The organism is uncultured Ruminococcus sp., from assembly GCF_947301925.1.
GTDB lineage: Bacteria > Bacillota > Clostridia > Oscillospirales > Ruminococcaceae > Ruminococcus.
In genome coordinates this window covers 83083-107945 of sequence record NZ_CAMYUE010000007.1, presented here as the reverse complement: position 1 = coordinate 107945, position 24863 = coordinate 83083, and the positions used below count along the sequence as shown (strand labels likewise).

General features: G+C 51.1%; 29 protein-coding genes. 27 read left to right on the top strand and 2 right to left on the bottom strand.

What is annotated here, in order from left to right; all coding sequences use genetic code 11:
• Positions 1 to 56 precede the first annotated feature (56 nt).
• The 20 genes from Q0Y65_RS09950 to Q0Y65_RS09855 all read left to right on the top strand — a co-directional run bounded on the left by Q0Y65_RS09950 (position 57) and on the right by Q0Y65_RS09855 (position 17125).
• Positions 57 to 1529 (top strand): GDSL-type esterase/lipase family protein, encoded by a 1473-nt coding sequence (locus Q0Y65_RS09950; RefSeq protein ID WP_297959357.1) that lies wholly within the window; start codon positions 57 to 59, stop codon positions 1527 to 1529.
• A 57-nt stretch (positions 1530 to 1586) separates the two neighbouring features.
• Complete coding sequence (locus tag Q0Y65_RS09945) at positions 1587 to 2504, top strand: diacylglycerol kinase family protein (protein ID WP_297959355.1); 918 nt, start codon at positions 1587 to 1589, stop codon at positions 2502 to 2504.
• A 2-nt stretch (positions 2505 to 2506) separates the two neighbouring features.
• The gene (locus tag Q0Y65_RS09940; RefSeq protein WP_297959353.1) at positions 2507 to 3490 is read left to right on the top strand and encodes a DNA polymerase III subunit delta'; all 984 of its coding nucleotides are present in this window, start codon (positions 2507 to 2509) and stop codon (positions 3488 to 3490) included.
• A 20-nt stretch (positions 3491 to 3510) separates the two neighbouring features.
• Positions 3511 to 4377 carry a stage 0 sporulation family protein gene (locus Q0Y65_RS09935; protein WP_297959351.1) on the top strand — a complete coding sequence of 289 codons (867 nt, stop codon included), beginning with the start codon at positions 3511 to 3513 and terminating at the stop codon, positions 4375 to 4377.
• Positions 4377 to 5000 (top strand): epoxyqueuosine reductase QueH, encoded by a 624-nt coding sequence (locus tag Q0Y65_RS09930; RefSeq protein WP_297959349.1) that lies wholly within the window; start codon positions 4377 to 4379, stop codon positions 4998 to 5000. Before Q0Y65_RS09935 ends, Q0Y65_RS09930 begins: the two co-directional genes overlap by 1 nt.
• Positions 5001 to 5044: 44 nt before the next feature.
• On the top strand, positions 5045 to 6043 hold the full coding sequence (locus Q0Y65_RS09925; protein ID WP_297959347.1) for a hypothetical protein: 999 nt from the start codon (positions 5045 to 5047) through the stop codon (positions 6041 to 6043).
• Between the two features lie 23 nt (positions 6044 to 6066).
• Positions 6067 to 7092 carry a hypothetical protein gene (locus tag Q0Y65_RS09920; protein WP_297959345.1) on the top strand — a complete coding sequence of 342 codons (1026 nt, stop codon included), beginning with the start codon at positions 6067 to 6069 and terminating at the stop codon, positions 7090 to 7092.
• 9 nt (positions 7093 to 7101) lie between these two features.
• The gene (ybaK, locus tag Q0Y65_RS09915) at positions 7102 to 7593 is read left to right on the top strand and encodes a Cys-tRNA(Pro) deacylase (RefSeq protein ID WP_297959343.1); all 492 of its coding nucleotides are present in this window, start codon (positions 7102 to 7104) and stop codon (positions 7591 to 7593) included.
• Positions 7594 to 7714: 121 nt separating this feature from the next.
• Positions 7715 to 8248 (top strand): hypothetical protein, encoded by a 534-nt coding sequence (locus Q0Y65_RS09910; RefSeq protein ID WP_297959341.1) that lies wholly within the window; start codon positions 7715 to 7717, stop codon positions 8246 to 8248.
• 197 nt (positions 8249 to 8445) lie between these two features.
• The gene (locus Q0Y65_RS09905; RefSeq protein WP_297959339.1) at positions 8446 to 8874 is read left to right on the top strand and encodes an Hsp20/alpha crystallin family protein; all 429 of its coding nucleotides are present in this window, start codon (positions 8446 to 8448) and stop codon (positions 8872 to 8874) included.
• A 222-nt stretch (positions 8875 to 9096) separates the two neighbouring features.
• Positions 9097 to 9939, top strand: a complete 843-nt coding sequence (locus Q0Y65_RS09900) for an HAD family hydrolase (RefSeq protein ID WP_297959337.1) — start codon at positions 9097 to 9099, stop codon at positions 9937 to 9939.
• 92 nt (positions 9940 to 10031) lie between these two features.
• Entirely contained in the window at positions 10032 to 11762 is a 1731-nt protein-coding gene (iorA, locus tag Q0Y65_RS09895; RefSeq protein ID WP_297959335.1) for an indolepyruvate ferredoxin oxidoreductase subunit alpha, read from the top strand.
• Between the two features lie 203 nt (positions 11763 to 11965).
• Positions 11966 to 12193 carry a hypothetical protein gene (locus Q0Y65_RS09890; RefSeq protein WP_297959333.1) on the top strand — a complete coding sequence of 76 codons (228 nt, stop codon included), beginning with the start codon at positions 11966 to 11968 and terminating at the stop codon, positions 12191 to 12193.
• On the top strand, positions 12171 to 12566 hold the full coding sequence (locus Q0Y65_RS09885; protein ID WP_297959331.1) for a hypothetical protein: 396 nt from the start codon (positions 12171 to 12173) through the stop codon (positions 12564 to 12566). Before Q0Y65_RS09890 ends, Q0Y65_RS09885 begins: the two co-directional genes overlap by 23 nt.
• A gap of 23 nt (positions 12567 to 12589) precedes the next feature.
• Positions 12590 to 13801, top strand: a complete 1212-nt coding sequence (locus Q0Y65_RS09880) for a hypothetical protein (RefSeq protein WP_297959329.1) — start codon at positions 12590 to 12592, stop codon at positions 13799 to 13801.
• 23 nt (positions 13802 to 13824) lie between these two features.
• Positions 13825 to 14400: an indolepyruvate oxidoreductase subunit beta gene (locus tag Q0Y65_RS09875; protein WP_297959327.1), complete on the top strand. Its 576-nt coding sequence runs from the start codon at positions 13825 to 13827 to the stop codon at positions 14398 to 14400.
• Positions 14401 to 14509: 109 nt separating this feature from the next.
• Positions 14510 to 15817 (top strand): phenylacetate--CoA ligase family protein, encoded by a 1308-nt coding sequence (locus Q0Y65_RS09870; protein ID WP_297959325.1) that lies wholly within the window; start codon positions 14510 to 14512, stop codon positions 15815 to 15817.
• 39 nt (positions 15818 to 15856) lie between these two features.
• A complete protein-coding gene (locus Q0Y65_RS09865) occupies positions 15857 to 16099 on the top strand; it encodes a hypothetical protein (RefSeq protein WP_297959323.1) in 243 nt (80 codons plus the stop codon).
• Between the two features lie 42 nt (positions 16100 to 16141).
• Positions 16142 to 16576 carry an amino acid-binding protein gene (locus tag Q0Y65_RS09860; protein ID WP_297959322.1) on the top strand — a complete coding sequence of 145 codons (435 nt, stop codon included), beginning with the start codon at positions 16142 to 16144 and terminating at the stop codon, positions 16574 to 16576.
• A 114-nt stretch (positions 16577 to 16690) separates the two neighbouring features.
• Positions 16691 to 17125 carry a zinc ribbon domain-containing protein gene (locus Q0Y65_RS09855; RefSeq protein WP_297959320.1) on the top strand — a complete coding sequence of 145 codons (435 nt, stop codon included), beginning with the start codon at positions 16691 to 16693 and terminating at the stop codon, positions 17123 to 17125.
• Here Q0Y65_RS09855 and Q0Y65_RS09850 read toward each other — a convergent pair whose 3' ends face one another.
• Positions 17126 to 17542 (bottom strand): putative ABC transporter permease, encoded by a 417-nt coding sequence (locus Q0Y65_RS09850; RefSeq protein WP_297959317.1) that lies wholly within the window; start codon positions 17540 to 17542, stop codon positions 17126 to 17128.
• A gap of 73 nt (positions 17543 to 17615) precedes the next feature.
• Here Q0Y65_RS09850 and malQ point away from each other — a divergent pair, with 73 nt between their 5' ends.
• The 5 genes from malQ (at position 17616) to Q0Y65_RS09825 (ending at position 23127) form a co-directional block, all read left to right on the top strand.
• Positions 17616 to 19088 carry a 4-alpha-glucanotransferase gene (gene malQ / locus Q0Y65_RS09845; protein ID WP_297959315.1) on the top strand — a complete coding sequence of 491 codons (1473 nt, stop codon included), beginning with the start codon at positions 17616 to 17618 and terminating at the stop codon, positions 19086 to 19088.
• 52 nt (positions 19089 to 19140) lie between these two features.
• Positions 19141 to 21486, top strand: coding sequence for a glycogen/starch/alpha-glucan phosphorylase (locus Q0Y65_RS09840; RefSeq protein ID WP_297959313.1), 2346 nt, complete (start codon positions 19141 to 19143; stop codon positions 21484 to 21486).
• A gap of 231 nt (positions 21487 to 21717) precedes the next feature.
• Complete coding sequence (locus Q0Y65_RS09835; RefSeq protein ID WP_297959312.1) at positions 21718 to 22134, top strand: hypothetical protein; 417 nt, start codon at positions 21718 to 21720, stop codon at positions 22132 to 22134.
• Positions 22121 to 22630 carry a hypothetical protein gene (locus tag Q0Y65_RS09830; protein ID WP_297959310.1) on the top strand — a complete coding sequence of 170 codons (510 nt, stop codon included), beginning with the start codon at positions 22121 to 22123 and terminating at the stop codon, positions 22628 to 22630. The genes Q0Y65_RS09835 and Q0Y65_RS09830 overlap by 14 nt, the downstream gene beginning before the upstream one ends.
• Positions 22627 to 23127, top strand: a complete 501-nt coding sequence (locus Q0Y65_RS09825; protein WP_297959308.1) for a hypothetical protein — start codon at positions 22627 to 22629, stop codon at positions 23125 to 23127. The genes Q0Y65_RS09830 and Q0Y65_RS09825 overlap by 4 nt, the downstream gene beginning before the upstream one ends.
• 93 nt (positions 23128 to 23220) lie before the next feature.
• Here the strand turns inward: Q0Y65_RS09825 and Q0Y65_RS09820 are convergent, their stop codons facing one another.
• Complete coding sequence (locus Q0Y65_RS09820; RefSeq protein WP_297959306.1) at positions 23221 to 23904, bottom strand: dockerin type I domain-containing protein; 684 nt, start codon at positions 23902 to 23904, stop codon at positions 23221 to 23223.
• Positions 23905 to 24216: 312 nt separating this feature from the next.
• Between Q0Y65_RS09820 and Q0Y65_RS09815 the strand changes: the two genes are divergently transcribed.
• On the top strand, positions 24217 to 24423 hold the full coding sequence (locus tag Q0Y65_RS09815; RefSeq protein WP_297959304.1) for a helix-turn-helix transcriptional regulator: 207 nt from the start codon (positions 24217 to 24219) through the stop codon (positions 24421 to 24423).
• Between the two features lie 11 nt (positions 24424 to 24434).
• A complete protein-coding gene (locus Q0Y65_RS09810) occupies positions 24435 to 24863 on the top strand; it encodes a hypothetical protein (RefSeq protein WP_297959302.1) in 429 nt (142 codons plus the stop codon).

Here is a 24863-nt window from a genome sequence, read left to right as displayed (position 1 = left end):
GATGCAGAATGATACACACTAAGACAGGCTGCGGTGCAGCCGGAAGGAGAAATAACATGAAGAAGCTTATATCAGCTGCCGTTTCTGCGGCAATGGCAGCTGCCTCACTTACATCAGCAACAGTATATGCGGAGCAGGGCAAGACCGCTGCGGCCAACAAGTCGGGAATAGTCCTTCTCGGCGACAGCATAGCCGCAGGCGACCTGCGCTCGGGAAAGGTCGAGCACAACTACGGCGAGATATGCGGCGATTATCTCGGCTGCAAGGTGTATAACTACGCAGTAACGGGATACGATACCGAGGACGTTATCAGTACCGTGGAGGGCTTTACAGCCGACCAGAAGAAGGCAGTTGCAGGCGCCGAGGCGGTAGTCATCTCAGTGGGCGGCAACGATATCATGAACTCACTGGCAAAGTATATCCTTGACTACGCAGGCAGCAAGACTTCCGAGAAGTTCTTAAAGGACGGTTATTCCAAGGACGATATCCCCGAGAAGCCCTCCCTGGGCGATCTTACAAAAATGCTCAATGTCAGGGACGAGGGCGGCCTTATGGACTATATGTCAAAGGGCGGCATGACCGCACAGCGCGAGGTCACCGACGAGATAGGCTCCGCATTCAGCAGCATAACCTCAAAGGACGGAACTCTCAACAAGCAGACCATACCCAACCTGAAGAAGGCTGTGGAGGAGATAAAGGCCATATCGCCCGATACAAGGATACTTGTGCAGAACCTCTACCAGCCCATTCAGCTTGAGCCCTCATATGTTGCCAAGGCCTACGGCAGCCAGTCGGACTACGCTTCGTTCCTGAGCATCATCAGGCTCCGCTGCGAGAACATGATGTCCGCTTATAACGACAGGATAAGCGCTATTGACGGCATAGAGGTAGTGGACGTTAAGTCGCAGTTCACATCACTGGAAAAGACTCCCTCCACGAGCAATCCCGGCAATGCAAATTACTTTGTGGATATACAGACAGGCTCGCTGGCTACAGCCGATGTTCACCCCAATCAGAAGGGACATATCGCCATTGCGGCAGCCGTTCTCGACAAGATAGGTAGGCTCCACAAGGATAACGGCCTCCTTTCACAGACCTTCAACGGTCTCGGCGACAAGGACAAGTACCCCGCCATCGCCCTTGAGACCTACAATAAGGTAGCAGGCGTTGAACCTGTTACAACAACTACCACCACAACATCAAAGACCACCACTACAACGACCACAACATCAAAGACCACTACCACAACTACAACGACTCAGCCTGTGAAGAAGTACGCTCCAGGCGATGTTGACGGCAACGGCGATATAAACGCAGTTGACGCATCAAAGGTGCTTGCGGAGTACGCAAAGACCTCCAGCGGAGACGGCAAGGGCGATTTTGACGCAGAACAGACCAAGGCGGCAGACGTTGACGCCAACGGCGACGTAAACTCCGTTGACGCTTCAAAGATACTGGCTTACTACGCATACTGCGGCCAGTCCGACGTCGAGCCCAAGACTCTTTCCGAGTTCCTGAAGACATTATAATATCCGTCAGCGGGCAGTATCATTCTGTCCGCTGCGCCATATAAGGAGAGAAAAGCCATGAAAAGGATGTATTTCGTTGTTAATCTCGTTGCCGGAAAGGCAGCCATAAGCAAGACGCTTGGAAGTATAATCGATGAATTCGTCAGGGAGGGCTACAAGGTCACCGTCCATACCACCCAGAGCGGCGAGGACGCTGTGGAGCAGGCTGTTTACGCCTGCGAGCAGGGTTATGATATGCTGGTAGTGGCAGGCGGCGACGGTACTCTCAGCCAGTGCTTACAGGGCGTTATGTCCTGTGACAGGAAGATCCCCATAGGCTATGTGCCTGCGGGCTCCACCAATGATTTTGCCAGAAGTCTCGGCATACCCTCCGACCGCATGAAGGCTGCAAAGGCCATAACCCACGGAAAGCCCGTGCTCTGCGACGTAGGCGGCTTCAACGGCGGCTATTTCTCCTATGTTGCCGCATTCGGCGCCTTTACAAATATCACCTATGAGACCTCACAGAAGCTGAAGAACGTATTCGGCCACGCTGCATACCTTGCCGAGGGAGCCACCCAGCTGGGCACCATAAAGGCAAAGCCCCTGCGCATAGAGTATGACGGCAATGTTATCGAGGACGAATTCATTGTGGGCATGATAACCAATACCGCTTCCGTAGGCGGCATGATAAAGGTGAAGGACTTCCTCCTTGACGACGGCCTGTTCGAGGTAACTCTTATAAAGAAGCCGAAAAACAAGGCGGAGCTGGGAAAGACTGCACTTGCCCTGATGAAGAACGACACCACGGACAAGAACATCATATCCTTCCGCACCGATGAGATAACGGTGACCAACCTCTCCGACGAGCCATTCAGGTGGACAAGGGACGGCGAGTACGGCGGCAATGAGAAAGTGAACCGCATATGCTGCCACAAGAAGGCTGTAGCCTTCGTGATACGCGGAAAGAGCAGACTTCCCTTCGTAAAGGACTGAGCATGGAGAATATTTACGGCAACAGGCAGCTCCTTGACACACTTGCGGCAATGGCCTCCAGCGGCAGGACTGCCCACTCCGTGATGATATGCGGAGACAGGGGCACGGGCAGGAAGCTCATGGCAAGATATTACACACAGGCGCTCATGTGCGAGCAGCCCCATAACGGCGTGCCCTGCGGAGTATGCCATGCCTGCACCAATGTGGAAAAGGGCATACACCCCGATGTCATATTCCCCGAAAAGACGGGAAAGCTGGGCAATTACAGCGTGGCCACCGCAAGGGAGGTCATCGCCGACGCCTATGTGAAGCCCAACAACAGCAGCGGCTGCAAGGTGTACATCTTCGCCGACTGTCACAATGTGGACACGAGAACCCAGAACACCCTGCTGAAGCTCATCGAGGAGCCTCCCGAGTATGCCTATTTCATATTCACCTGCGGCTCAAAGTCGGAGTTCCTGCCCACTATAATCTCACGCTGCGTATGCTTCACGGCGTCTCCCTGCACCGAGGAGGAGGCAAGGGCGGCTCTTGCGGACAAGGGCTACAGCGCAGATGACATAGACAGGGCAGTGGACTGCTTCCACGGAAATATCGGTATGTGCGAGAGCTATATAGGCGATGAGGCTCTGAGGAAGCGTGTGGATTTGACAAAAGCCATCGCTGATAGTATAATAGGTAAGGATGAGTACGCTCTCAGCGTGGGACTTTTCTCTGCGGGCAGAGAGAGAAATGACGTCAGAGAGGTGCTGTCCATGCTGGATAAGCTTTTCCGTGACGCCGCAGTGCTGTCAAAGGACAGCGGCGCAGGCACCATAGGCTGTTCGCGGAGAGCGGCGCAGATACTGTCGTCGCGGCTTACGGCAGGCCAGTCCGCAAGGCTCCACGAGCGCATAGAAAAGGCGTGGAGAGCGGTGGAGAGCAATGTCAGCATACCTCTTGCGCTTACGGCGCTGGGGGCAGAGATAATGGATATAGTCGGATAGACTTTCAGATAGGAGCTTTTATGAAAGAAATAGTCGGAGTACGCTTCAAGAGCGTAGGAAAAATATATTACTTCTCACCGGGAGATATCAGGGCCGAGGTCGGCGACCGCGCCATAGTGGAGACCGTCCGCGGAGTAGAGTGCGGCGAGGTTGTCATAGCAAACCGCCAGATACCCGACGAGCTCATATCATCTCCCCTCAAGCCCATAATCAGGCTTGCAGACGAGAACGATATGAAAACGCTGGAGAAGAACAAGCAGCGCGAAAAGGACGCATTCAGAATATGCGAGGAGAAGATAGCATTCCGCAAGCTGGATATGAAGCTGGTAGATGTGGAGTGTACCTTTGACAACAACAAGCTCCTGTTCTACTTCACAGCGGAGAACCGCGTGGACTTCCGCGAGCTGGTAAAGGATCTTGCGGCAGTATTCAGAACAAGGATAGAGCTGCGCCAGATAGGCGTCCGCGACGAAGCAAAGATACTGGGCGGACTTGGAATATGCGGCAGGGAATTCTGCTGCAAGGCCTATATGGGCGACTTCCAGCCTGTTTCCATAAAGATGGCAAAGGAGCAGGGACTTTCCCTTAACCCCACCAAGATATCGGGTACCTGCGGCAGGCTCATGTGCTGCCTGAAGAACGAGCAGAACGCCTATGAGGCGCTGCTGAAGATAACTCCCAAGATAGGCGCTATCGTAGTAACTCCCGACGGCGACAGGGGCAAGGTGGAGGACGTTAACCTCATCACAGGAAAGCTCCGCGTAAAGACAGACAAGTCCGAGGTGCCGGTGACTCTTGACAGGAGCGAGGTAAAGCTCCTGAAGGATACCGAGATAAAGGTGAACCGCGAGGAGCTCAAGGCGCTGAAAAAGCTTGAGGACAAGTGATGACGCCTCAGCCTAAGACCAATTACGGCCTGCTTCTGGACAAAAAGCTGGCGGAGCTGGAAAAGAGCGGCGTGAGGCCGTCTCTGCTGCTCCATGCCTGCTGTGCGCCGTGCAGCAGCCATACACTGACGGTACTGGACAGATACTTCCGCATAACGCTGTATTTCTGCAATCCCAACATCGCTCCCGAGGAGGAGTTCGATTTCCGCCTTGCGGAGCTGAAAAGGCTGGTGAAGGAAATGGGACTGGATATCCCCGTCATCGAGGAGGAGTACGATCCTGCGCCATTCTATGAGCTGGCAAAGGGACTGGAGGAGCTTCCCGAAAGGGGAGAGCGCTGCCGGAAGTGCATAGCCTTCCGACTGAGAAAGGCAGGGGCAAAGGCTGCGGAGCTGGGCTGTGATATGTTCACCACAACTCTCACCATAAGCCCCCACAAGGACTGCACCTTCATCAACGAGTGCGGAGGGCAGGTGCAGGAGGAGTGCGGAGTGCCCTATCTGTTCTCGGATTTCAAGAAGCATGACGGATACAAGCATTCCATAGAGCTGTCGCGGCAGTACGGCCTGTACAGGCAGAATTACTGCGGCTGCGTATACAGCAAGGCAAATTCACAGAAGTAAAGCCCCACCCTTAAAGGTGGGGTTATTGATATAAGGAGAAAACCATGAAAAAATATACAGCATTGCTGCTTTCTGCGCTGATAGCTGTACCCCTGTGCTGCTCATGCAGCAAAAAAAGCACGGGGAGCAGCTCTGAAGCAGAGACCGCCGCGGCAGAGACTACAGAGGCAGAAACCACCGCCCTTCAGACGACGGCCGAAGCGGTCACAACCGTCGCCGTCACCACTGACAAGCAGACTGAGATGAGCTTCACGAAGGATGATCTCAGAGCTCTTGATCTTACGGAGATCTGCAATGGCAGGATATCGGGAGTATGCTGCGTAAAGGACTTTGATGAGGACAGCGGCAGCTATACCGATGAGAGATATGAATTCGCCATTGACAATAATATACAGACAGGCTGGGTGTGGGGACAGGTGATGGACGCAGACGGACAGACTGTGAAGAACGTGTTTGACTATGAGATAAGCGTCTACTCCATAAACGGCACAGAGAGCTATGAGCGCTACGACAGCGAAACAAAGACCCGTGTGCGCAGTGAAACTCCCGAAAGGAGCTATGAATTCCGCGATCATTATACGGCCTATGTGGGCGGAGTTGCGCCCGTGCATCTGTCTGCGGAGAACTTCAGATACTGCATCGAATCCAATTATACTATATCCGATGATGATTTTGATATAATCGGCGAAAAGACTGAAGACGGCAGACGTATAGCCTGCATAAGCAGAACATATGACGGCGGCTCTGAGGGGGGCACAAGATATGATTCGGAGATAGACCTTGACACGGGTATGTGCGTTGCGAGCGGACTGTACGATCACAGCGGCAGACTGCTGCGCTATGTAAGCTACGAGGATATAAAATACGGCGATGAAGCTCTGCCTCCGAAAACTCAGCAGGAGGTAAAGGAGCTCATCGAAAGCGGCGGCTATACCCAGGGAATGTTCTGTCATGATCTGAGCGTGCTGGACGGAGAGATAAAGCTCATGCCCGAAGTGTTCGACGGCTTCATTTCCTGTGAGAACGCTCTGTGGAACAACTGACGGCTGCTGTAAGGAGAAAAAACATGAAAAGATATATTGCAGCGGCTGTTCTTGCAATGGCAGCCGCCATATGCTGTTCATGCAGCGGAGAAAAGCAGGAAAGGGAAAGGCTGTCGGAAGCTGTGACTGCTGCTGCGACCGAGGCTCCCGTGACAACTACTGAGAACGTTACTGCTGCCGTGACTGCTGCTGCAACTGAGGCAGTCACCGGGCGGACGGTCACCACGGCAAAGTCCGCAGAGGAGCTGAGCTTCACGAAGGAGGAGCTTTACGGTCTCGATCCTGCTAAACTGTGCAAGGACATCGGGAGAAGGTCGGGCGAGCATTATGAAGAGCGGTACATTGAGAGCAGCGACAGCTATGAGGGACATATTTACCGCTTCAGCATAGACGAGGACGCACAGACCGCATGGGTCACGGAGCGTGAGGTGGACGGTCACAGAATGGGTGAGGAGAGCTTTAAGTATCTCAACAGCGCATACTGTACGGACGGAAGATACGGCGGCAGCTTCACCATTACCGACAGATGGGATCATATGCCTGTTTCCGCTATACATATCATGGGAGATGTTTTCTTTAATTATGTACCCGGCCCTGCCGTAAGCGAGGACGATGATTTCGTCATTACCGATGAAAGATACAGAGGCGATGTAAAGGTGGCCTGTGTCAGCGGAAGCTATATTGAGAAAAACCTTGACCGCAGCGAAGAAGTAAAGCGCTATTACGACAAGGAGATAGATCTTGCCACAGGGCTGACCGTTTACTGTGCGACCTATGACGAAAACGGAAAGCTCATAAGCGTCGGGCAGTACAATGACCTGAAGTTCGGCGACGAAGCAGTGCCGCCCATGGATCAGTATCAGTTCAGGAAGTACCTTGATGAGAACTGCAAGCCTCAGCTCCCCGTTGATTCTCCGACTCCCGACGGGCTTCCCATGTATGAGGTGAGCGTGTTCGACAGCGAGATAAAGCGTATGCCCGAGGTCTGGAAGGACATCATGAGCCCCGAAAACTATGAATATTTCCAAAAAAACGGCATACTGAACTGAGGAGAAGAAATGGCAAAGGAACTGAAGACCAACGCAATGCGTTTTCTTGAAAAGAACAAAATAGAGTACACCGTTCAGACCTACGAGTGCGGGGAGTTCATAGACGGCATACACACCGCCGAAAAGCTGGGACAGCCTCTTGAGGAGACCTTCAAGACACTTGTGGCCCGCGGCAAGAGCGGAAGCTGTTACTGCTTCCTGCTGCCCGTTGCACTGGAACTTGACCTGAAAAAGGCGGCAAAGAGCGTAGGCGAGAAGTCCGTGGAGCTGCTCCACGTCAAGGACATAACGGCGGTTACGGGCTATGTACGCGGCGGCTGTACGCCTATCGGTATGAAGAAGCAGTTCATGACGGTGATACACAGCAGCGCCGAGCCAATGGAGCTTTTCTACATAAGCGGCGGCCGCATAGGCACTCAGATAAGGCTCTCGCCGCAGGCACTGGTGAAGGCCATAAGAGGAAAATTCGAGGATATAGTCCTTCAGCAGCCGGAGGGATAAGCATATCCTCCAAATAACAAGCTGTACAATTGTGCAAGTATACAAAGTTCATGGCAGAATGCATCAAAACGCCCCTCTGAAAACACTTATATTACAGATACAGTTTTTAAGGGGTGATGATATGGAGAGAACACTGGCTGCGTTTTCGGCTATTGTTCTTCTCGTGGGGTGCTGTACGGGCTGCGGCAGCGCTGAAAAGCGCAGAATGCCGAAGCTGCCCGCTATAGTTTTTCTGTATCAGATAAGCGGGGAGGATATTAGCGTAAGACAGTTCTGCGATTCATCGGGCGATTACTACGATGTAGTGTCCGATGATGTGAAGCATCTCAGCGTGGCCGAGCTTTCGGAGAGATACGAGGCAGGAGGTCTTGAAAACGATATCATGCTTTTACGCTCCTGTGACAGGGCGGAGCTGGAGGAGGAATATCTCAGGCTGGAGGCTGCGGCAAAGAGCGGCAGTACCTCGCTTGCGGTGCGCGAGGAGCTTCCTGCGGTGGAGGCGCCTTGCTACAGCTGGAGCGGCATCTGCTATGATGAAAAGGGAGAGCCCGTGACTGTCGGGCTTCATGAGAACAGGTGCATGACCGACATCAGGTCGGAAAACAGCGAAATCAACGGGGTGTACACCTGGTTCTCGGGGAACCTTCAGGGGTAGGATGAAAACAGAGGATTAGCACTCTCGGTATGAGAGTGCTAATTTTCATTATACTGTCACAAAGCTTTGATATTCCTTTCAAAAAAGGGCTGTAATATATAGTCAGTGAAAGGAAAGGAAGCGATACCGATGGAAAGTGTATATTGTAAGGAAAACTGCATAGGATAAGTATGAAATCATTATTGGAGGTATGACTTATGATGTATGGACTTACACCCTTCGGAAGAACAGGCTTTGACCTGTGGAACGCATTTGACGACTTTGACAAAAGCTTTTACGGCGACAGTATGCCGATAAACACCTGCCGCACGGATATCCGCGACGACGGTGAGAAATATGTTATGGAATCGGAGCTTCCCGGCTTCGAGAAAGAGGATATCAAGCTTGATATCAACGGCTCGCAGCTCACTATTGCTGCCGAGCACAGCACAAACAACGACGAAAAGGACGAAAAGGGCAATTATATCCGCCGCGAGCGCAGATTCGGCTCGTACAAGAGGAGCTTCGATATTTCGGACGTAGACGCCGAGGGCATCACCGCCGAGTACAAAAACGGCGTCCTGGTGCTTGAGCTGCCGAAAAAGAAGCCCGAGACGCCCCTTTCAAAGAGACTTGAGATCAGGTAAATTTCATATAGACACATCCCCCTTGCCCCGTCAGAAATGACGGGGCGATTTTTTTGTCCTCACAGCAACCTGTATTATGCAGTATCAACATTCGGGAGCCGTCAATTCCGTCGGAATTGACAAAATACGCTCTCTCGGAAAAATAATCTTCCCTTTTTCCGTAAAATATGTTATAATGTTATTATGAATATCTATGCGATGCTCCGGAGGTGAATCTACAGCTTGAAAAGACTTTATATCAGCGATCTTGACGGTACGCTGCTGAGTCCCGAACCTGAGATAACAGCCCTCACGGCAGAGATCATCAACTCGCTGACGGCAAAGGGCATGAACTTCACCTTCGCCACTGCAAGGTCCATATATTCGGCAATACCCATAACATCGGCGCTGGATATCAACGTGCCCTGCATACTTATGAACGGCGTGAGCATCTATGACATAAAGAACAGACGCTATGTAAAGAACGAGTTCATTGATCCCGCGGCGTCCGCGAAGCTCCTTGAAGCCTATAAGCGCCACGGAGTTGAATGCTTCATGTACCGCATAGACAACGGCGCTCTTACCTGTTACTATGAGCAGCTCACCAGCAGGGTGATGCGCAGCTTTGCGGAGGTCAGGAAACACCGGTACAAAAAGCCCTTTGTGCAGTGCCGCCTTGAGGACTGCGCCGACGAGTACACGGTGTATTTCACCACAAGAGGTAAGTATGACCAGCTTCTGCCCGTAAAGCTTGAAGCCGAGAGGATAGCAGGCGTGGATATCGCCTTTTATCTTGACGTATACGACGATTCGTGGTATCTGGAGATATTCTCCCATAAGGCCTCAAAGTCCAACGGACTGCGTTTCCTGCGGGAGGAATACGGCTTTGACGAGATAGTTGCCTTCGGCGATAACCTCAACGATCTGCCCATGTTCGGACAGGCGGATATAAGAGTAGCCGTGGAAAACGCCAGGGACGAGGTAAAGGCGGCAGCCGACATAGTCATCGGAGCCAACGGCGATGACGGCGTGGCTAAGTGGCTGTTTGATGAAATAAGCCGTTATCAGCCGTCAGGGAGCGGATAAGCCGCTTATAGGGGCGCACACCGTGCGCCACTGCAAAAAGCCAAGGGCTTAATAAATATGATAATCTTTAACATGAAAGGAAAATACATAAAATGAAGAAACTTATGCTTGGAAACGAAGCCTTCGCAAGAGGCTTATACGAGGCAGGATGCCGCGTAGTATCGAGCTATCCCGGTACTCCCTCCACGGAGATCACCGAGGAGGTGGCAAAGTATGACGAGGTCTACGCAGAGTGGGCTCCCAATGAGAAGGTGGCTATGGAGACAGCTCTCGGAGCTTCCATCGCAGGCGCAAGAAGCTTCTGCGGAATGAAGCACGTCGGTCTCAATGTTGCCGCAGACCCTCTCTACACAGCAGGATATACAGGCGTGAACGCAGGTATGGTCATCGCAGTTGCCGACGATCAGGGTATGCACTCCTCTCAGAACGAGCAGGACAGCCGTCACCATGCTATCGCTTCAAAGGTGCCTATGCTGGAGCCCTCTGATTCCACCGAATGCAAGGAGTTCGTCAAGCTGGCATTTGAGCTCTCCGAGAAGTACGACGCTCCCTTTATCGTAAGAATGTCCACAAGAGTCGCTCACTCACAGAGCATAGTGGAGATGGAGGACCGTCAGGAGCTTCCTCTCAAGGACTACGAAAAGACTCCCTCAAAGTTCGTAATGATGCCCGCATACGCAAAGGGCAGACACGTTTTCGTTGAGGAGCGCACAAAGAAGCTCATCGAGTACGCAGAGACCACACCTCTCAACAGAGTTGAGATATCGGACAAGGCAGAGTTCGGTGTTATCACCAACGGCGCCGCATACCAGTATGTAAAGGAAGCACTGGGCGACAAGGCCTCTGTACTGAAGCTGGGTATGGTAAATCCTCTCCCCGAGAAGCTCATTCAGGATTTCGCCGCAAAGTACGAGCAGGTATACGTTATCGAGGAGCTTGACGGCATAATCGAGGAGCACTGCCGCAACATCGGCGTGAACAACGTGAAGGGCAAGGAGATATTCGGCTATATCGGCGAGCTTCCCCAGTCTGTCATCGCAGAGAAGCTTCTGGGCGAGAAGAAGGAATTCACAGCTCTGGAAGATGAGATCCCCGTTCGTCCTCCCGTAATGTGTGCAGGATGTCCCCACAGAGGACTGTTCTACTGCCTGAAGAAGCTGGGCGTAACAGTATCGGGAGATATCGGCTGCTACACACTGGGCGCTGCCGCACCTCTCAACGCTATAGATACAACTATCTGCATGGGCGCTTCTATCTCGGGACTCCACGGCTTCAACAAGGCAAGGGGAGCAGAGTCCGAGCACAAGAGTGTTGCAGTTATCGGCGATTCCACCTTCATGCACAGCGGCATGACAGGACTTGTGAATATCGCTTACAATAATTCAAACTCCACAGTCATCATACTGGACAACTCCATCACAGGTATGACAGGCCACCAGCAGAACCCCACCACAGGAAAGAACCTGAAGGGAGATCCCGCTGCCGCCGTTAACCTCGAGGAGCTGTGCAAGGCTATCGGCATCAAGCGTGTAAGAGTAACAGATCCTTACAAGCTTGCCGAGACAGAGGCTGCTATCAGGGAGGAGCTTGCTGCTGATGAAGCATCAGTTATCATCTCACGCCGTCCCTGCGCACTTCTCAAGTATGTAAAGCACAATCCGCCTCTCAAGGTCAACGCAGACAAGTGCGTAGGCTGCAAGATGTGTATGAAGCTGGGATGTCCTGCTATCTCCATGAGAGACGGCAAGGCAGTCATCGATCATACTCTCTGCGTAGGCTGCGGCATCTGCCAGGAACAGTGCAAGGTCGGAGCTATCGAATAAGCGGCTGAACGCGAAAAACTCAGGGCTGCTATGTCGGGAGCGGAGGCTCTCCGCTCAGGAGCAGTGCAAGGTAGGCGCTATTGAATAAGCTGTTATCAGAGCTAAGAACTAAGAGCTAAGAAATCAGTTGGAAACGCCGTTTGCGGCGTCACGAAGAAGCAGACGATATACCATTCAGACTTACTTAGTAAAGGGATAATATTATGAAGATCAGAAAAGTAAACTGTCCTTATTGCCATGTACTTATGAAGTACATGGGAACGAAGAGGATACAGCTCGGACGAACAGGCTGGATAATTGGGGACTGGGACAATCTCTTGTCCGGAGCTCTTACAGTAAGCATTTATGAGTGCCCCGAGTGTTCAAAGCTTGAGTTTTTCAGATTTAAGAAAACAAAGAGGAAAAAAGATGATACAGTTACCGATATATGAGGAGTTCGCACACTGGCTGGACGACCTTCTCGAAAACAATGATATGCCCGAAAGCACAAAGGCTTTCTGCTTCAACCTCTATGAGGAGTCCGATGAGGACCATATCTACGGCGTACAGCTCATTGCCGCGGGAGAGTTCGATCCTGCCGACAAGGAGGGCGACTGGGCCTGCGAGGAGGTCTGGAGCAGCGGCGAGAACATATTCACTGTGGATACCTCCGACGAGGAGGACACAGGCTGGGCACACGCTCAGGAGCTTTTCAGGGAAATGGCTGAGGAATACCTCAGAAACGGTAAATATGCGGAAGTGATCAAAGGGGTCAAGGGCGTTGCTATTGGATTTGTAGACGGCGACCTTGAGATCATCGCATAAATGATACAGGGAGGATATGTATTATGGACGATCTTATGATGGGCATAGGTTCACAGAGCGGGACCGGCGGTACACCTGGCGGTGCTCAGCAGCATTCCATGCCTTCTGCACAGGGAATGTACGATCCATCGGCAGCTGCGCCCGCAGGCGCTCCTGTCAGCACGGCAGATGATATCAGCAGTGCGCTGGATCAGATGAACAGCGCCTTCGGACATCTGGGAAACAAGTCTGTTCAGCAGCCTGCCGCTGCGCCTCAGCCGGCGGTACAGCCGCAGCAGCCTGCACAGTACGGACAGCAGCCTGCGGTTCAGCCTCAGCAGCCAATGGGCGGCCAGCCTCAGCAGGAGCCTCCCAAGGTCAACGATATGGGCTATTCGTCAGATGATTACAGATACGACCCCCGCCGTATGAATTACGGACAGCGTGCCTCCGACCGCACTGCACCACAGGGAGGCTACGGACAGCAGGGCGCTGTGAACGGAGCTCCGCAGAACGGCTACGGCCAGCAGCCTCCCGTGAACAGAGGCCCCCAGAACAGCTACGGCAGTCAGCCCGCAGGCTACGGCGCTCCTCAGAACAATTACGGAAATCAGCAGAGCGGCTACGGACAGTCCGCGTCGGGCTACAGCAGCGACGATTACAGGTACGACCCGTACAAGAACTATAATTCAAACGATTCCTACACCACAAGGGCAGCCACAAGCAGCGATACAGACTTCGTGTCTGCACTGAAGGGATTGCTGGGAGCCGTTATAGGTGCTGTTCCCGGTATGCTGCTCATGATACTGGTGGCGAGATTCGGCTTCATCGCTTCGCTGTGCGGCGCGGTAATGGCGGCCTGTATCTTCTTCGGCTACAAGCTCATGACCAAGGACAGCTGGCTCTCCGCAAAGACAGGTCTGCTGATATGCGGTCTGGTAATGATAATCGCCGTATACTTCTCGGTAAAGATATCCTGGACCTCCGCCCTTGTGGACGTTATGAACGAGGCCATATCCCTTACCAAGGACTGGCTGGGAGAGTATGACACCTACGGCTATACCGATGATTACTACAAGGGACTTCTCGGAGGCGATACCACGCCAACCTTCGGCAACTGCTGGGATAACTTCGGAAAGATACTTGCCGAGGCCAATCTGAAAGGACGTTTCTACGCTTCACTTGCAGAGAATTATCTCTTTGCGGGCCTGGGCGCATTCGGAGCTTTTGCAAAGTTCGGAAGAAATAATTTCTAATATTCTTTAAGGAGTAATATAAAATGGAAACAAGATCAATAATGATAGTCGGAGTAGGCGGACAGGGTTCTCTGCTGGCTTCGAGACTTCTGGGAAATGTGCTTCTTGCACAGGGCTATGACGTAAAGGTCAGCGAGGTACACGGAATGTCTCAGAGAGGCGGCTCCGTTGTGACATATGTAAAGTACGGCGAGAAGGTTTATTCTCCCGTTATCGAGAAGGGCGAGGCTGATGCAGTCATCTCCTTCGAACTGCTTGAGGCGGCAAGATGTCTGCCCTATCTGAAGAAGGGCGGCAAGCTCATAACCTCAACACAGCAGATAGACCCCATGCCTGTTATCACGGGAGCTGCAAAGTATCCCGAGAATCTTGTGGACAAGCTTTCGGCAGCAGGCGTTGAGCTGGTAGCTGTTGACGCGCTTTCACTTGCCGAGGAGGCAGGTACAGCCAAGGCTTCAAACGTAGTTCTCATGGGCGTACTTGCTTCACGCATGGACTATCCAGACGAGCTGTGGCAGAAGGCGCTTGAGCAGTGCGTACCGCCCAAGTTCCTGGAGCTCAACAAGAAGGCTTTCGAGCTGGGCAAGGCTGCCAGGTAATTAAGAATTAAGATCTAAGAACTGTGTAGGGGCGGATATTATCCGCCGCATCAGCATGAACATAATTAACTTCACATAAAAAATCCATATCAAAGGAGTATGAAGTCCAATGGAAAAATATTGGAACAAAGAGATCGAATGTGCTTCACGGGAGGATATGAAAAAGCTCCAGGACGAGCGCCTCGTGGCACAGGTAAAGCACGTTTATGAAAACGTGAAGTATTACCGTGATCTCATGGACGAAAAGGGCGTAAAGCCCGAGGACATCAAGGGAACGGAGGACCTTCACAAGCTTCCCTTCCTCAGTAAGGCAGATCTAAGAGAGGCATACCCCTACGGACTCCTTGCAAAGCCCCTTGGCGACTGCGTAAGGATACATTCTACCAGCGGTACCACAGGAAAGCGTGTTGTGGCATTCTATACCCAGAACGACGTTGATATGTGGGAGGACTGCTGCGCAAGAGCTATTACTGCCGCAGGCGGCAACGAGGACGACGTTGTACAGGTAGCTTACGGCTACGGCCTTTTCACAGGCGGTATGGGACTTCACGGCGGCTCACACAAGGCAGGCTGTCTCACTCTTCCTATGAGCTCGGGAAATACCGAAAGACAGATACAGTTCATGCAGGATCTTGGTTCTACCATACTCTGCTGTACCCCTTCATATGCCGCATATATCGGTGAAACAGTAGCCGAAATGGGAATAAAGCCCGAGGATCTCAAGCTGAAGGCAGGTATCTTCGGTGCAGAGCCCTGGACTGAGGAGATGCGCCGCTCTATCGAGAAATCACTGGGCATAAAGGCCTATGATATCTACGGACTTACCGAGTCCAGCGGCCCCGGCGTGGCATTTGAGTGCTCCGAGCAGACAGGTATGCACATCAACGAGGATAACTTCATTCCCGAGATCATAGATCCCGAAACAGGGGAGGTGCTCCCCGAGGGACAGGTGGGCGAACTGGTATTCACAAGCATTACCAAGGAAGCCTTCCCCCTTCTCCGTTACCGCACAAGAGACCTCTGCGTGCTCAGCAGAAAGAAGTGCTCATGCGGAAGGACTCTCATCAAGATGGCTAAGCCTATGGGCAGAAGCGACGATATGATGATAATCCGCGGCGTAAATGTATTCCCCTCACAGATAGAGACAGTTCTCATCGAGCAGGGCTATTCACCCAACTACCTCATCGAGGTGGACCGCGTGAACAATACGGATACTCTTGACATCAGCGTTGAGATGAATCCCGACCAGTTCTCTGACAAGGTAAAGGATATGCAGAAGCAGGAGCGCGATCTTGCCGTAGCTATCAAGACCATGCTGGGTATCAATCCCAAGGTTCACCTTGTATCGCCCAAGTCCATCACAAGAAGTGAGGGCAAGGCGGTAAGAGTAATAGACAGAAGAAAGCTTCACGACTGATCTCAGGGGGGAACAGAGAACATATAAGGAGGTACATTTATGAAAATAAAGATCTTTTCAACTAACTATATGCCCGAAAAGGAGAAATATCAGAGATTTGCAGCCTTTGAGAACGAGCTCAACCAGTTCATCGCAGGCGTCGATGTGATCGACATAAAGTTCAGCACATCATCGGGGCTCTGCCATGACGCCCAGACTCATGTAAACGAGTATCTGGACGAGCTCTCCGTACTCGTTATGTATAACGAAAAGCCCAAGGCGGCTTCAAAGAAGAAGGCGTGATACCTCTCGGCAGGGACGGAAACCAGAAGGAGGAAGATAGTAATGTCAAATGTAAAACAGATCTCAGTTTTTGTGGATAACAGACCCGATCAGGCGGCAGGCGTCATGAGGATAATCAAGGAGAGCGGCGTGAACCTCAGAGCTCTCAGCCTTGCAGATACCGCTGATTTCGGTATAATCAGACTCATCGCCAATGATACCGAGAAGGCTGTGGAAATACTCAGAGCGGCTTCCTATGCGGTAAACGTAACGGAAGTTCTGGCAATATCCATACCCGATACACCGGGTCAGCTCAGCCGCGTGCTGGACGTTCTCGGACAGGACAACGTAAACGTTGAGTATATGTACTCATTCCTCGGTACTTCCGACAGGGCTGTATCCTTTGTTATCCGCGTCGATGACAATGCTCAGGCTGCTGAAGCTCTCAACAGGGGCGGCATTATTCAGCTTACCGAAAATGATATAGCCGAAATGTAAGTATTGCACAAAACGTTGCTGTATTTATATAAAATGCTTGACAGAAATCCGATATATGTTGTATAATATAAGTGCAATATTTAGCGAGAAAATATGCAACAGGAGTGATGAAAAATGGGAATTCTCGATAAATTCAATGACGCAAGCAGGGGTGTGTCCGAGAAGGCGAAAAACATCTCTGAAGCTAACAACCTCAAAAGAAAGATACTTTATGAGGAGGAAAGGATAGTAGAGATCTTTACCGATATCGGTAAGAGATACTACAAGAATCCTACCGAGGATCCTGCATCCCTGAAGGTACTTTGCGATGATATCGATACAAGACGCAGAAGAATAAAGAAGATGAGATATGAGCTCAACGGCATAAGAGGCTATAAGATCTGCCCCAAGTGCGACGCTGAGGTCAATGAGCGCTTCCAGTTCTGCGGACGCTGCGGTGCAAGGCTCCCCGATATCGAGGACGAGGACTTTATGTCGCTTGAACCCAACGATTACTACACAGAAAGCAGCAATAATTTCTTTAACGCAGATCCCAACAAGAACTATTGATCACAAAGGCTGTTCTGAGGCTATCGGAACAGCCTTTTTATTACAGAAGCGCCTGTGCATGAGCCCGCAGAGGCTCCGCGCAGGTATGCAGAGAAAGAACCAGAAGCAGGAAAAGGGAAGACATACCTGCCCCAGAAAATTCAGGGGCATATCCGAGTAATCCCATACGTTCCAGCGCATAATGATATTATCAAAAAAGCCGACTGTGAATTCTATGGCGGTTATGAGGAGCGAGCCTGCAAGGCAGCTCCCGATAAGCGTCATGGTGCGGCGGCTGTTCATTGCGTAGAGCACAGTCAGGACGAGACCTCCCGTGAGAGACATGGTCCAGTGGGTGTATCCCCGCATGACTATCTCTATGAGACTGTAGCAGAAATAGCCCATGAGAAACGAAAAGAAAAGCTGCGAAAGCTTCATGTGTACCACCTCCTGTGTGTAGTATCGGCGCTTTTGCGGAGTTTATACAGATGAGTAAACGGAGATGAATAATATGCGGAAAAGCTGTATACTTATGCATATATCCAGTCTGCCGTCGGAGTACGGCATAGGAAAAATGGGAAGGGCGGCCTTTGAGTTCGTTGACTTCCTCAAAGCTGCGGAGGTGAAATGCTGGCAGATACTGCCCCTGTCTCCCACAAGCTATGGTGATTCGCCCTATCAGTCCTTTTCGGTAAGGGCGGGCAATCCCTACTTCATAGATTTTGAGGTGCTGGAGGCAGACGGCCTTCTGGAGCACCATGAGTTTGCGGCCTATGACTGGGAGAGCGCTGCGGATAAGGTGGACTACAGCCTGCTGTACGATCACTGCTTCGATGTGCTGAGAGTGGCCTATGACCGCTTCAGGCCTGCTAAATTCCCGCAGTACAGGAAGTTCTGCGAGGAGAATAAGAAGTGGCTGGAGGAATATGCCCTGTTCATGGCGCTGAAATTCCGCTATGACGGCAAGCCCTGGTATGAATGGGACGAGGATATCGCAATGCACCGTCCCAAGGCCGTTGCGGCCGCAAAGAAGGAGCTGAAAAAGGATATCGGCTTCAATAAGTTCATACAGTTCGAGTTTGCAAGACAGTGGGAAGAGCTTAAAAAGTATGCCAACGACAGCGGCATAGAGATAATAGGCGATATCCCCATTTACTGCGCTTTGGACAGCGTGGAGGCATGGGCTTCGCCAAGGCTTTTCCAGTTCGACAGGAAGCGCCGTCCCACAGCTGTTGCAGGCTGCCCTCCCGACGGATTTTCGCCGCTGGGTCAGCTCTGGGGAAATCCCCTCTATAACTGGGACTACCACAAAAAGACGGGCTATGAATGGTGGATAGAGCGTATCAGAGCGGCCTCCGAGCTGTACGATATCGTCCGTATAGACCACTTCCGCGGCTTTGAGAGCTATTACTCCATACCCTACGGCAATGAGGACGCTACGGTGGGAGAGTGGAAGAAGGGCCCGAATTATGAGCTTTTCAGGCTGGCGGAGGAGAAGCTGGGCAGGCTCAATATCATCGCCGAGGACCTGGGCTTCATCACTCCCGAGGTAAGGGAAATGCTGGACAAGTGCGGCTATCCGGGAATGAAGGTGCTTCAGTTCGCCTTCTCGGACAGCGAGAACGAGTATCTGCCCCATAACTATACAGGCACCAACTACTTTGCGTATACGGGCACTCACGATAACGAGACCCTGATCGGCTGGGTGGAGACTTTAGATAAGAAGTCGCTGAAGTTCACTATGAAGTACCTGAACGTCAAGAAGAAAAAGGATATACCTGCTGCGGTGATAAGGGCGGCATGGGGAAGCGTTGCACAGGTGGCTGCGGCGCAGATACAGGACTTCCTTGACAGTCCACGTGACGGTAGGATGAATACGCCCTCAACTCTGGGAGGCAACTGGCAGTTCCGCACGAAAAAGTCGGACTTTACTCCCGAGCTGGCAAAGAGGATACGAAAGCTCAATAAGCTGTATAACAGATAGAATCAAGAGCTAAGAACCAAGAGCTTAGCGCAGAAAAGGAAGGTATGGAGATATGGATAAGAAACTATTTATTGATAAATTTACGGGAAGGCTCCCAAGGGATATAAAGGCCGCCACACCTCAGCAGCTTCACGACGCGCTGGGAAAGACGGTTATGGAGCTCTTTGCCGACCGCTGGAGCAATGCCCGTCAGGAGCACCTTTCAAAGCGCCGTGCAGCCTATCTTTCCATGGAGTTCCTTGTGGGACGTGCGGTGTACAACAATCTGCTTGTACTCGGCATTTACGATGAGGTGGAGGAGATCTTCGGGGAGCTGGGTCTCGACCTTGCAGACCTTGAGGAGATAGAGGACGCCGCTCTCGGAAACGGCGGTCTGGGACGTCTTGCGGCCTGCTTCCTTGACAGTGCAGCCACCCTTGGACTGCCCCTTGACGGCTACGGCATACGCTACAAGTACGGACTTTTCAAGCAGTCTATAGTTGACGGATTCCAGAGGGAGGATATCGACGACTGGACGAAATACGGCGATCCATGGTCGGTGCGCTGCGAGGAGGACGCTGTCCTTATCGAGTACAGCGGTCAGACCGTAAAGGCCGTGCCCTACGATATGCCTGTATTCGGCTTACGCACCGAGAATGTGGGAACTCTCAGGCTGTGGCAGGCTGAGCCCGTGAAGGAGTTCGACTTTGACCTGTTCAACAAGCAGGATTACCTTGAGGCGTCAAGGGAGAAGATCTACGCCGAGGACATCTCCCGCGTGCTCTATCCCAATGACGATACCGACGAGGGAAAGAAGCTCCGCCTGAAGCAGCAGTATTTCTTCAGCTGCGCGTCGCTTACGGATATCATCAGGAAGCACAAGGCTCGCTTCGGCACTCTCGATAACTTAGCGGACTTTATCTCCGTGCAGCTCAACGACACCCACCCTGTTATATCCATACCCGAGCTCATAAGACAGCTGGTGGACAACGAGGGCTTCACCTTTGAAAAAGCCCTTGAAATGGCTAAGAGGATATTCAACTACACCAACCATACCGTTATGCAGGAGGCTCTGGAAAAGTGGCGCACCGATCTGGTGGAGGAGCTCCTCCCCAGGATATACGCTATAATAATACAGATAAACGAAGCCCTCATTGCGGAGATGTATGTTGCGGGAGTTGAGCGCGAAAAGACCGACCGCATTAAGATCATAAAGGGCGGTCTTATCCACATGGCTGATATGGCCTGCTATGCTTCGGGGCATATCAACGGCGTTGCGGAGATACACACCCAGATACTCCGCGATTCCGTGCTTGCGGACTGGTACAGCCTTTATCCCGACCGCTTCCGCAACGAGACCAACGGCATCACTCAGCGCCGCTGGATAGCCCTCTGCAACAGGGAGCTGTCTGCTCTCATAACAGAGCTTCTGGGCGACGATAACTGGATAAACGACCTTGACAGGCTCAGGGAGCTTACAGGATTTGCCGACGACGAGAACGTGCTCCGCCGCTTCATTGATATCAAGCAGGGCAAGAAGAAGCAGCTTGCGGACTTCATAAAGGCTCATGACGGTATTGAAATTGATGAAGGCTCAGTCTTCGATATACAGATAAAGCGTCTCCACGAGTACAAGAGGCAGCTCCTCAACGCCTTCTCCATACTGTGGATATACTACGGCATAAAGGACGGCAGCATACAGAACTTCACTCCCGTTACCTTCATATTCGGAGCTAAATCCGCTCCCGGATACCGCCGCGCAAAGGCTATAATCAAGTATATCAACGAGGTGGGCAGGATAGTCTCCTCAGACCCCGATACCCGTGACCTTATCAGAGTGGTGTTCGTGCAGAATTACAATGTGTCCTACGCCGAGAAGCTTGTGGCGGCAGCAGATGTCTCCGAGCAGATATCCACCGCAGGCACTGAGGCCAGCGGTACGGGCAATATGAAGCTCATGCTCAACGGCGCTGTTACTCTCGGCACCTACGACGGCGCAAATATAGAGATAGTTCAGGAGGCTGGGGAGGACAACAACTATATCTTCGGCGCCCGCGTTGAGGAGCTGGAGAAGATAGTCCCCGAATACGACAGCAGGCGCATATTCTCCGAGGACGCTATGATCCGCAGAGTGGTCTCCTCGCTTATCGACGGCACCGTTTCCGACGGAGGCAGCGGCGATTTCCGCGAGCTGTATATGGCTCTCCTTGACGGCGCAAGCTGGCACGCTCCCGATCATTATTATCTCCTGGGCGATATCAGGGACTACGTTGACAAGAAGCTGCGCTGCATTGCTGACTACAGCAGCGACAGGCTTGCATTCGCCCGTAAACAGTGGCTGAATATGTGCAATTCGGGCAAGTTCAGCTCCGACCGTACCATTGCGGACTACGCTGAGAATATCTGGGGGATCAAGTAAACTGCCTTCTGTAAGAGAGGGGAAAATGGTGGAATTCAAACGCAAACGGTTGAATAAGAAAAAATAATTCTCAGTTTCTGCTTTATGCACAGAATATGGCGCCTGTATTTGTGAGATATTCACAGGTACAGGCGCTTTTCAGTGACAGATGTCACCGCAAAAGTGACATTCGGTACCTTTATTTGTGCCGTGATATGTGTTATCATAAGTACAGTAAAGGAGGGAGAGACAATGAAAAAGGCAGTCATCATATTTGCTGTGAGCTTTATTGCTGCGGTTGCGGCAATGATAGCGGCGGGAGTTTCCGGGACGGTGATAACAGCCGTTTCATTTGGCATCTGGCTCGTCGCAGGGACTGCGCTTATCATATGGTATGCGCTGGGCAGGAGCCGCGAGGACTTCCCTGTGTGGTTCAGAGTGCTGTTTATACTGTCATTCCTTCCCGCAGTGCTGTGCGTTTATGCAGCCTGCGGCGATGCGGCACAGAATACAGGCAGCAGCTTCGGCGGAACGCTGCTGTATATGCTCATTATTATGACGGCCATACCCGTTATCCCCCTTGCGGTCACAGTTCAGGTCAGCTTTATTATAAGAAAGCTTATGACACTAAGGCGTGTGAAAGGAGTGCAGGAATATGAAAAAACATGAAAAGATCATTTTTGGTATCTCATTGGCGGCAATAGCAGCCTTTATCGTAAGATGTATTCTTTCGGCTGCTTTCGACAGCTTCCGCCAGCCTGTTGCAGACTACTTCAGGCTGGAATACATGAGTCCCTTCGGAGCGGTGCTCGTTCTGGGAGTTTTCGGCGTTATCTCTGTGCCTGTTATGTGTATCTCCCGCAGGCGCAGCAGCAATGGCAAGGAAGTACCTTCCTTTGCATACAGAGTGTCGTTTTACTGTTCGTTTTTACCCTTTGTGCTGCTTCTGATCTACTGCCTGTACTGCATGAAGCACGGCTTCAGATTTCTGTGGTCCGTCAGGTACGGCTGGGAAGCCTTTGAAGGCGCATTTACCATAATGGGATTTATACTTTGTATCATTCCTGTGCTGCCGTTCTGCGTGTTCTGGCAGATACTCTATATAGTAAAGCTTATCCGCGGCAGAAAAAAGGCTGCGGCTGAACAAAAGGAGATGAGCTTATGAAAAAACATGAAAAGCTTTTACTGGTATTCTTCAGTGGTATAACTGTTTTATTTGTTGCCAACATACTGTACAGACGGTACGTTCTGGGTATAGAAATGGATTTTCGTATGTTTGACGAGGGCACTACCGTACTGGCCTGGGCGTTCATTATTTCTTTCTTCGTGTCAATGGTCATACTGGTATCATGGAGACTCAGGAAACGGTACGAGGCAGGGAAAAAGCCCGTATCAGGACTGTACAGAGCAAGCTTCTGGCTTAGCTTCATTCCCTCTGTGCTGCTGATGGTCGGTTCGGTATCAAGTATGTGGGGAGGATTTACGTTTCTGAGCGATACCGTGTATTACGGGGGAGAGGCATTCTGGGGAACTTTCACCATATATGGCATTTTCCTGTTCGGCGTGATAATTCCCGTCTTCCCTGTGATGATATTCTGGCAGCTGCTCTATCTTGTCAAGCGCAGAAAGTACCGTAAGCTTATGAAAGCCGGCAGTAAATGAGAGCTAAGATAAATGAGACGTAGTCTGACAGGCGCCGCAAAAAAAGCTCCCCGAGTATATCGGGGAGCTTTGCTGTTGTTTGTGTCGGAATGATCAACCTGCCTGGATATCTGCCAGTGAGTACTGATAGCCCTGGAGGTAGTTATTAAGGTGCGTAAGGTCGGTCTGAGTCCAGTAGCCGTCGCCGTCGATATCTGCGCCGTACATCTCGGTTCCTGTTGTAGGAGAATAATAATGATTTACTATATTATAGAGAAGGTTTCGGTCGGTGTAATTTACCTTGCTGTCACCGTTGATATCGCCTACAAGGTAGGTGTTAGCGGAGAAGCAGTACTGTGTGCCTGAGATGAGCTGATTGTTTGCATTGTATGCCTTGATCTCATAAGCGCCTGCCAGATCATTATATGTGTAGTTGCCTGATTTGATCTCGGAAACTACCTTGAAGAGAGTGCCTACGCTGGTTGTGATGTTATTGGTCTTCCATGACTTCCAGAAACGCTCACCGTATGAGTTGCCGCCCTTTTCCTCGCGGTCCATCCAGCCGTTGAGGCAGCCTGTTGTTCTTGCGTTGCCCTTTACCTTAAGGGGATTGTTTGTGTAGAATTCTACATCGACTCTTCTTGTCTGTGTTGCGCCGCCGCTGTAGTAGACGTATGTTCTGTATGTCTTGACACCGCTGCAATTTGCTGCACTTGCTGAAAGGCTGTTAGCCATAGGAAGTGCGCCGAGTAATGCTGCGGAAAGTGTTGCTGCGATCTTAGTTAGAGCTTTTTTCATTTTAATTCATATCCTTTGTAAAGTATTTTTCAGAGATTGCGCAAACTCTGAGTATATTATAATATTATTGATACTAATTGTCAATATTTTATGGTAAAATTCTACATATTTTGTCTGTGAGATACTAAAAATGCAGACATATGATATGCTTTGTACAACTTTTTGACAAGCAGGAACAGCTGGTTTAAGCTTTGAAACGGCAGATATAATGTTAAAATATAAAAATATGTAAAGCTGGCTTGACAAAAAATGTAAAGCGTGCTATACTATTATTGTAAAGTTAACTTTACTTTTGCAAAGGAGGGCGATGTCTTGAAGAATAAGATACAGGAGCTGCGGAAAGCAAGGAAGGTCACGCAGCAGGAGCTTGCCGACGCGCTCAGCGTCACGCGGCAGACTATAATATCACTGGAAAACGGGAAATACAATGCGTCCCTCACTCTTGCACACAAGGCGGCGCAGTTCTTCGGCGTTGCCATAGAGGAGCTGTTCATTTTCGAGGGCGACGAGAACCTTTAAGGAGGATAACTATGGAAAATTGCAGAAAAAAACTCAGGACCAAGATCGTTATATACCGGATACTGGCTGCTTTACTGCTGATAGCACTGATCGTTCTTCAGGTGCTTGAGGGTAAGGGCATACTCAAAGGCGAGACAAATTTCGGCTTTTTCGTGGGCGGCATAACCGTGCTGATAATGAATATAATCCGCATGAGAAAAGCCGTTAAGGACGATGCGGCCATGAAGCAATGGTATGTACGCAATACCGACGAGAGAACTATTGCTGTTCAGCAGAAGGCTGGAAACTTTACGTCCCTGTTCACCCTTTTCGTTCTCTGTATAGCAACTATTGCCGCTTCATACATAAACAACACGGTCTACTGGACGCTTGGAGCTGCTATGGGGGTATATCTTGTCATTTATCTCGGTTCGCTTGTATATTTCAATAAAAAGATGTAA

What these genes read in the sequence shown, in the direction of transcription:
- Q0Y65_RS09950 (WP_297959357.1), top strand. Translation starts at nt 57, where the DNA reads ATGAAGAAGCTTATATCAGCTGCCGTTTCTGCGGCAATGGCAGCTGCC.
- Q0Y65_RS09945 (WP_297959355.1), top strand. Translation starts at nt 1,587, where the DNA reads ATGAAAAGGATGTATTTCGTTGTTAATCTCGTTGCCGGAAAGGCAGCC.
- Q0Y65_RS09940 (WP_297959353.1), top strand. Translation starts at nt 2,507, where the DNA reads ATGGAGAATATTTACGGCAACAGGCAGCTCCTTGACACACTTGCGGCA.
- Q0Y65_RS09935 (WP_297959351.1), top strand. Translation starts at nt 3,511, where the DNA reads ATGAAAGAAATAGTCGGAGTACGCTTCAAGAGCGTAGGAAAAATATAT.
- Q0Y65_RS09930 (WP_297959349.1), top strand. Translation starts at nt 4,377, where the DNA reads ATGACGCCTCAGCCTAAGACCAATTACGGCCTGCTTCTGGACAAAAAG.
- Q0Y65_RS09925 (WP_297959347.1), top strand. Translation starts at nt 5,045, where the DNA reads ATGAAAAAATATACAGCATTGCTGCTTTCTGCGCTGATAGCTGTACCC.
- Q0Y65_RS09920 (WP_297959345.1), top strand. Translation starts at nt 6,067, where the DNA reads ATGAAAAGATATATTGCAGCGGCTGTTCTTGCAATGGCAGCCGCCATA.
- ybaK (WP_297959343.1), top strand. Translation starts at nt 7,102, where the DNA reads ATGGCAAAGGAACTGAAGACCAACGCAATGCGTTTTCTTGAAAAGAAC.
- Q0Y65_RS09910 (WP_297959341.1), top strand. Translation starts at nt 7,715, where the DNA reads ATGGAGAGAACACTGGCTGCGTTTTCGGCTATTGTTCTTCTCGTGGGG.
- Q0Y65_RS09905 (WP_297959339.1), top strand. Translation starts at nt 8,446, where the DNA reads ATGATGTATGGACTTACACCCTTCGGAAGAACAGGCTTTGACCTGTGG.
- iorA (WP_297959335.1), top strand. Translation starts at nt 10,032, where the DNA reads ATGAAGAAACTTATGCTTGGAAACGAAGCCTTCGCAAGAGGCTTATAC.
- Q0Y65_RS09890 (WP_297959333.1), top strand. Translation starts at nt 11,966, where the DNA reads ATGAAGATCAGAAAAGTAAACTGTCCTTATTGCCATGTACTTATGAAG.
- Q0Y65_RS09885 (WP_297959331.1), top strand. Translation starts at nt 12,171, where the DNA reads ATGATACAGTTACCGATATATGAGGAGTTCGCACACTGGCTGGACGAC.
- Q0Y65_RS09880 (WP_297959329.1), top strand. Translation starts at nt 12,590, where the DNA reads ATGGACGATCTTATGATGGGCATAGGTTCACAGAGCGGGACCGGCGGT.
- Q0Y65_RS09875 (WP_297959327.1), top strand. Translation starts at nt 13,825, where the DNA reads ATGGAAACAAGATCAATAATGATAGTCGGAGTAGGCGGACAGGGTTCT.
- Q0Y65_RS09870 (WP_297959325.1), top strand. Translation starts at nt 14,510, where the DNA reads ATGGAAAAATATTGGAACAAAGAGATCGAATGTGCTTCACGGGAGGAT.
- Q0Y65_RS09865 (WP_297959323.1), top strand. Translation starts at nt 15,857, where the DNA reads ATGAAAATAAAGATCTTTTCAACTAACTATATGCCCGAAAAGGAGAAA.
- Q0Y65_RS09860 (WP_297959322.1), top strand. Translation starts at nt 16,142, where the DNA reads ATGTCAAATGTAAAACAGATCTCAGTTTTTGTGGATAACAGACCCGAT.
- Q0Y65_RS09855 (WP_297959320.1), top strand. Translation starts at nt 16,691, where the DNA reads ATGGGAATTCTCGATAAATTCAATGACGCAAGCAGGGGTGTGTCCGAG.
- Q0Y65_RS09850 (WP_297959317.1), bottom strand. Translation starts at nt 17,542, where the DNA reads ATGAAGCTTTCGCAGCTTTTCTTTTCGTTTCTCATGGGCTATTTCTGC.
- malQ (WP_297959315.1), top strand. Translation starts at nt 17,616, where the DNA reads ATGCGGAAAAGCTGTATACTTATGCATATATCCAGTCTGCCGTCGGAG.
- Q0Y65_RS09840 (WP_297959313.1), top strand. Translation starts at nt 19,141, where the DNA reads ATGGATAAGAAACTATTTATTGATAAATTTACGGGAAGGCTCCCAAGG.
- Q0Y65_RS09835 (WP_297959312.1), top strand. Translation starts at nt 21,718, where the DNA reads ATGAAAAAGGCAGTCATCATATTTGCTGTGAGCTTTATTGCTGCGGTT.
- Q0Y65_RS09830 (WP_297959310.1), top strand. Translation starts at nt 22,121, where the DNA reads ATGAAAAAACATGAAAAGATCATTTTTGGTATCTCATTGGCGGCAATA.
- Q0Y65_RS09825 (WP_297959308.1), top strand. Translation starts at nt 22,627, where the DNA reads ATGAAAAAACATGAAAAGCTTTTACTGGTATTCTTCAGTGGTATAACT.
- Q0Y65_RS09820 (WP_297959306.1), bottom strand. Translation starts at nt 23,904, where the DNA reads ATGAAAAAAGCTCTAACTAAGATCGCAGCAACACTTTCCGCAGCATTA.
- Q0Y65_RS09810 (WP_297959302.1), top strand. Translation starts at nt 24,435, where the DNA reads ATGGAAAATTGCAGAAAAAAACTCAGGACCAAGATCGTTATATACCGG.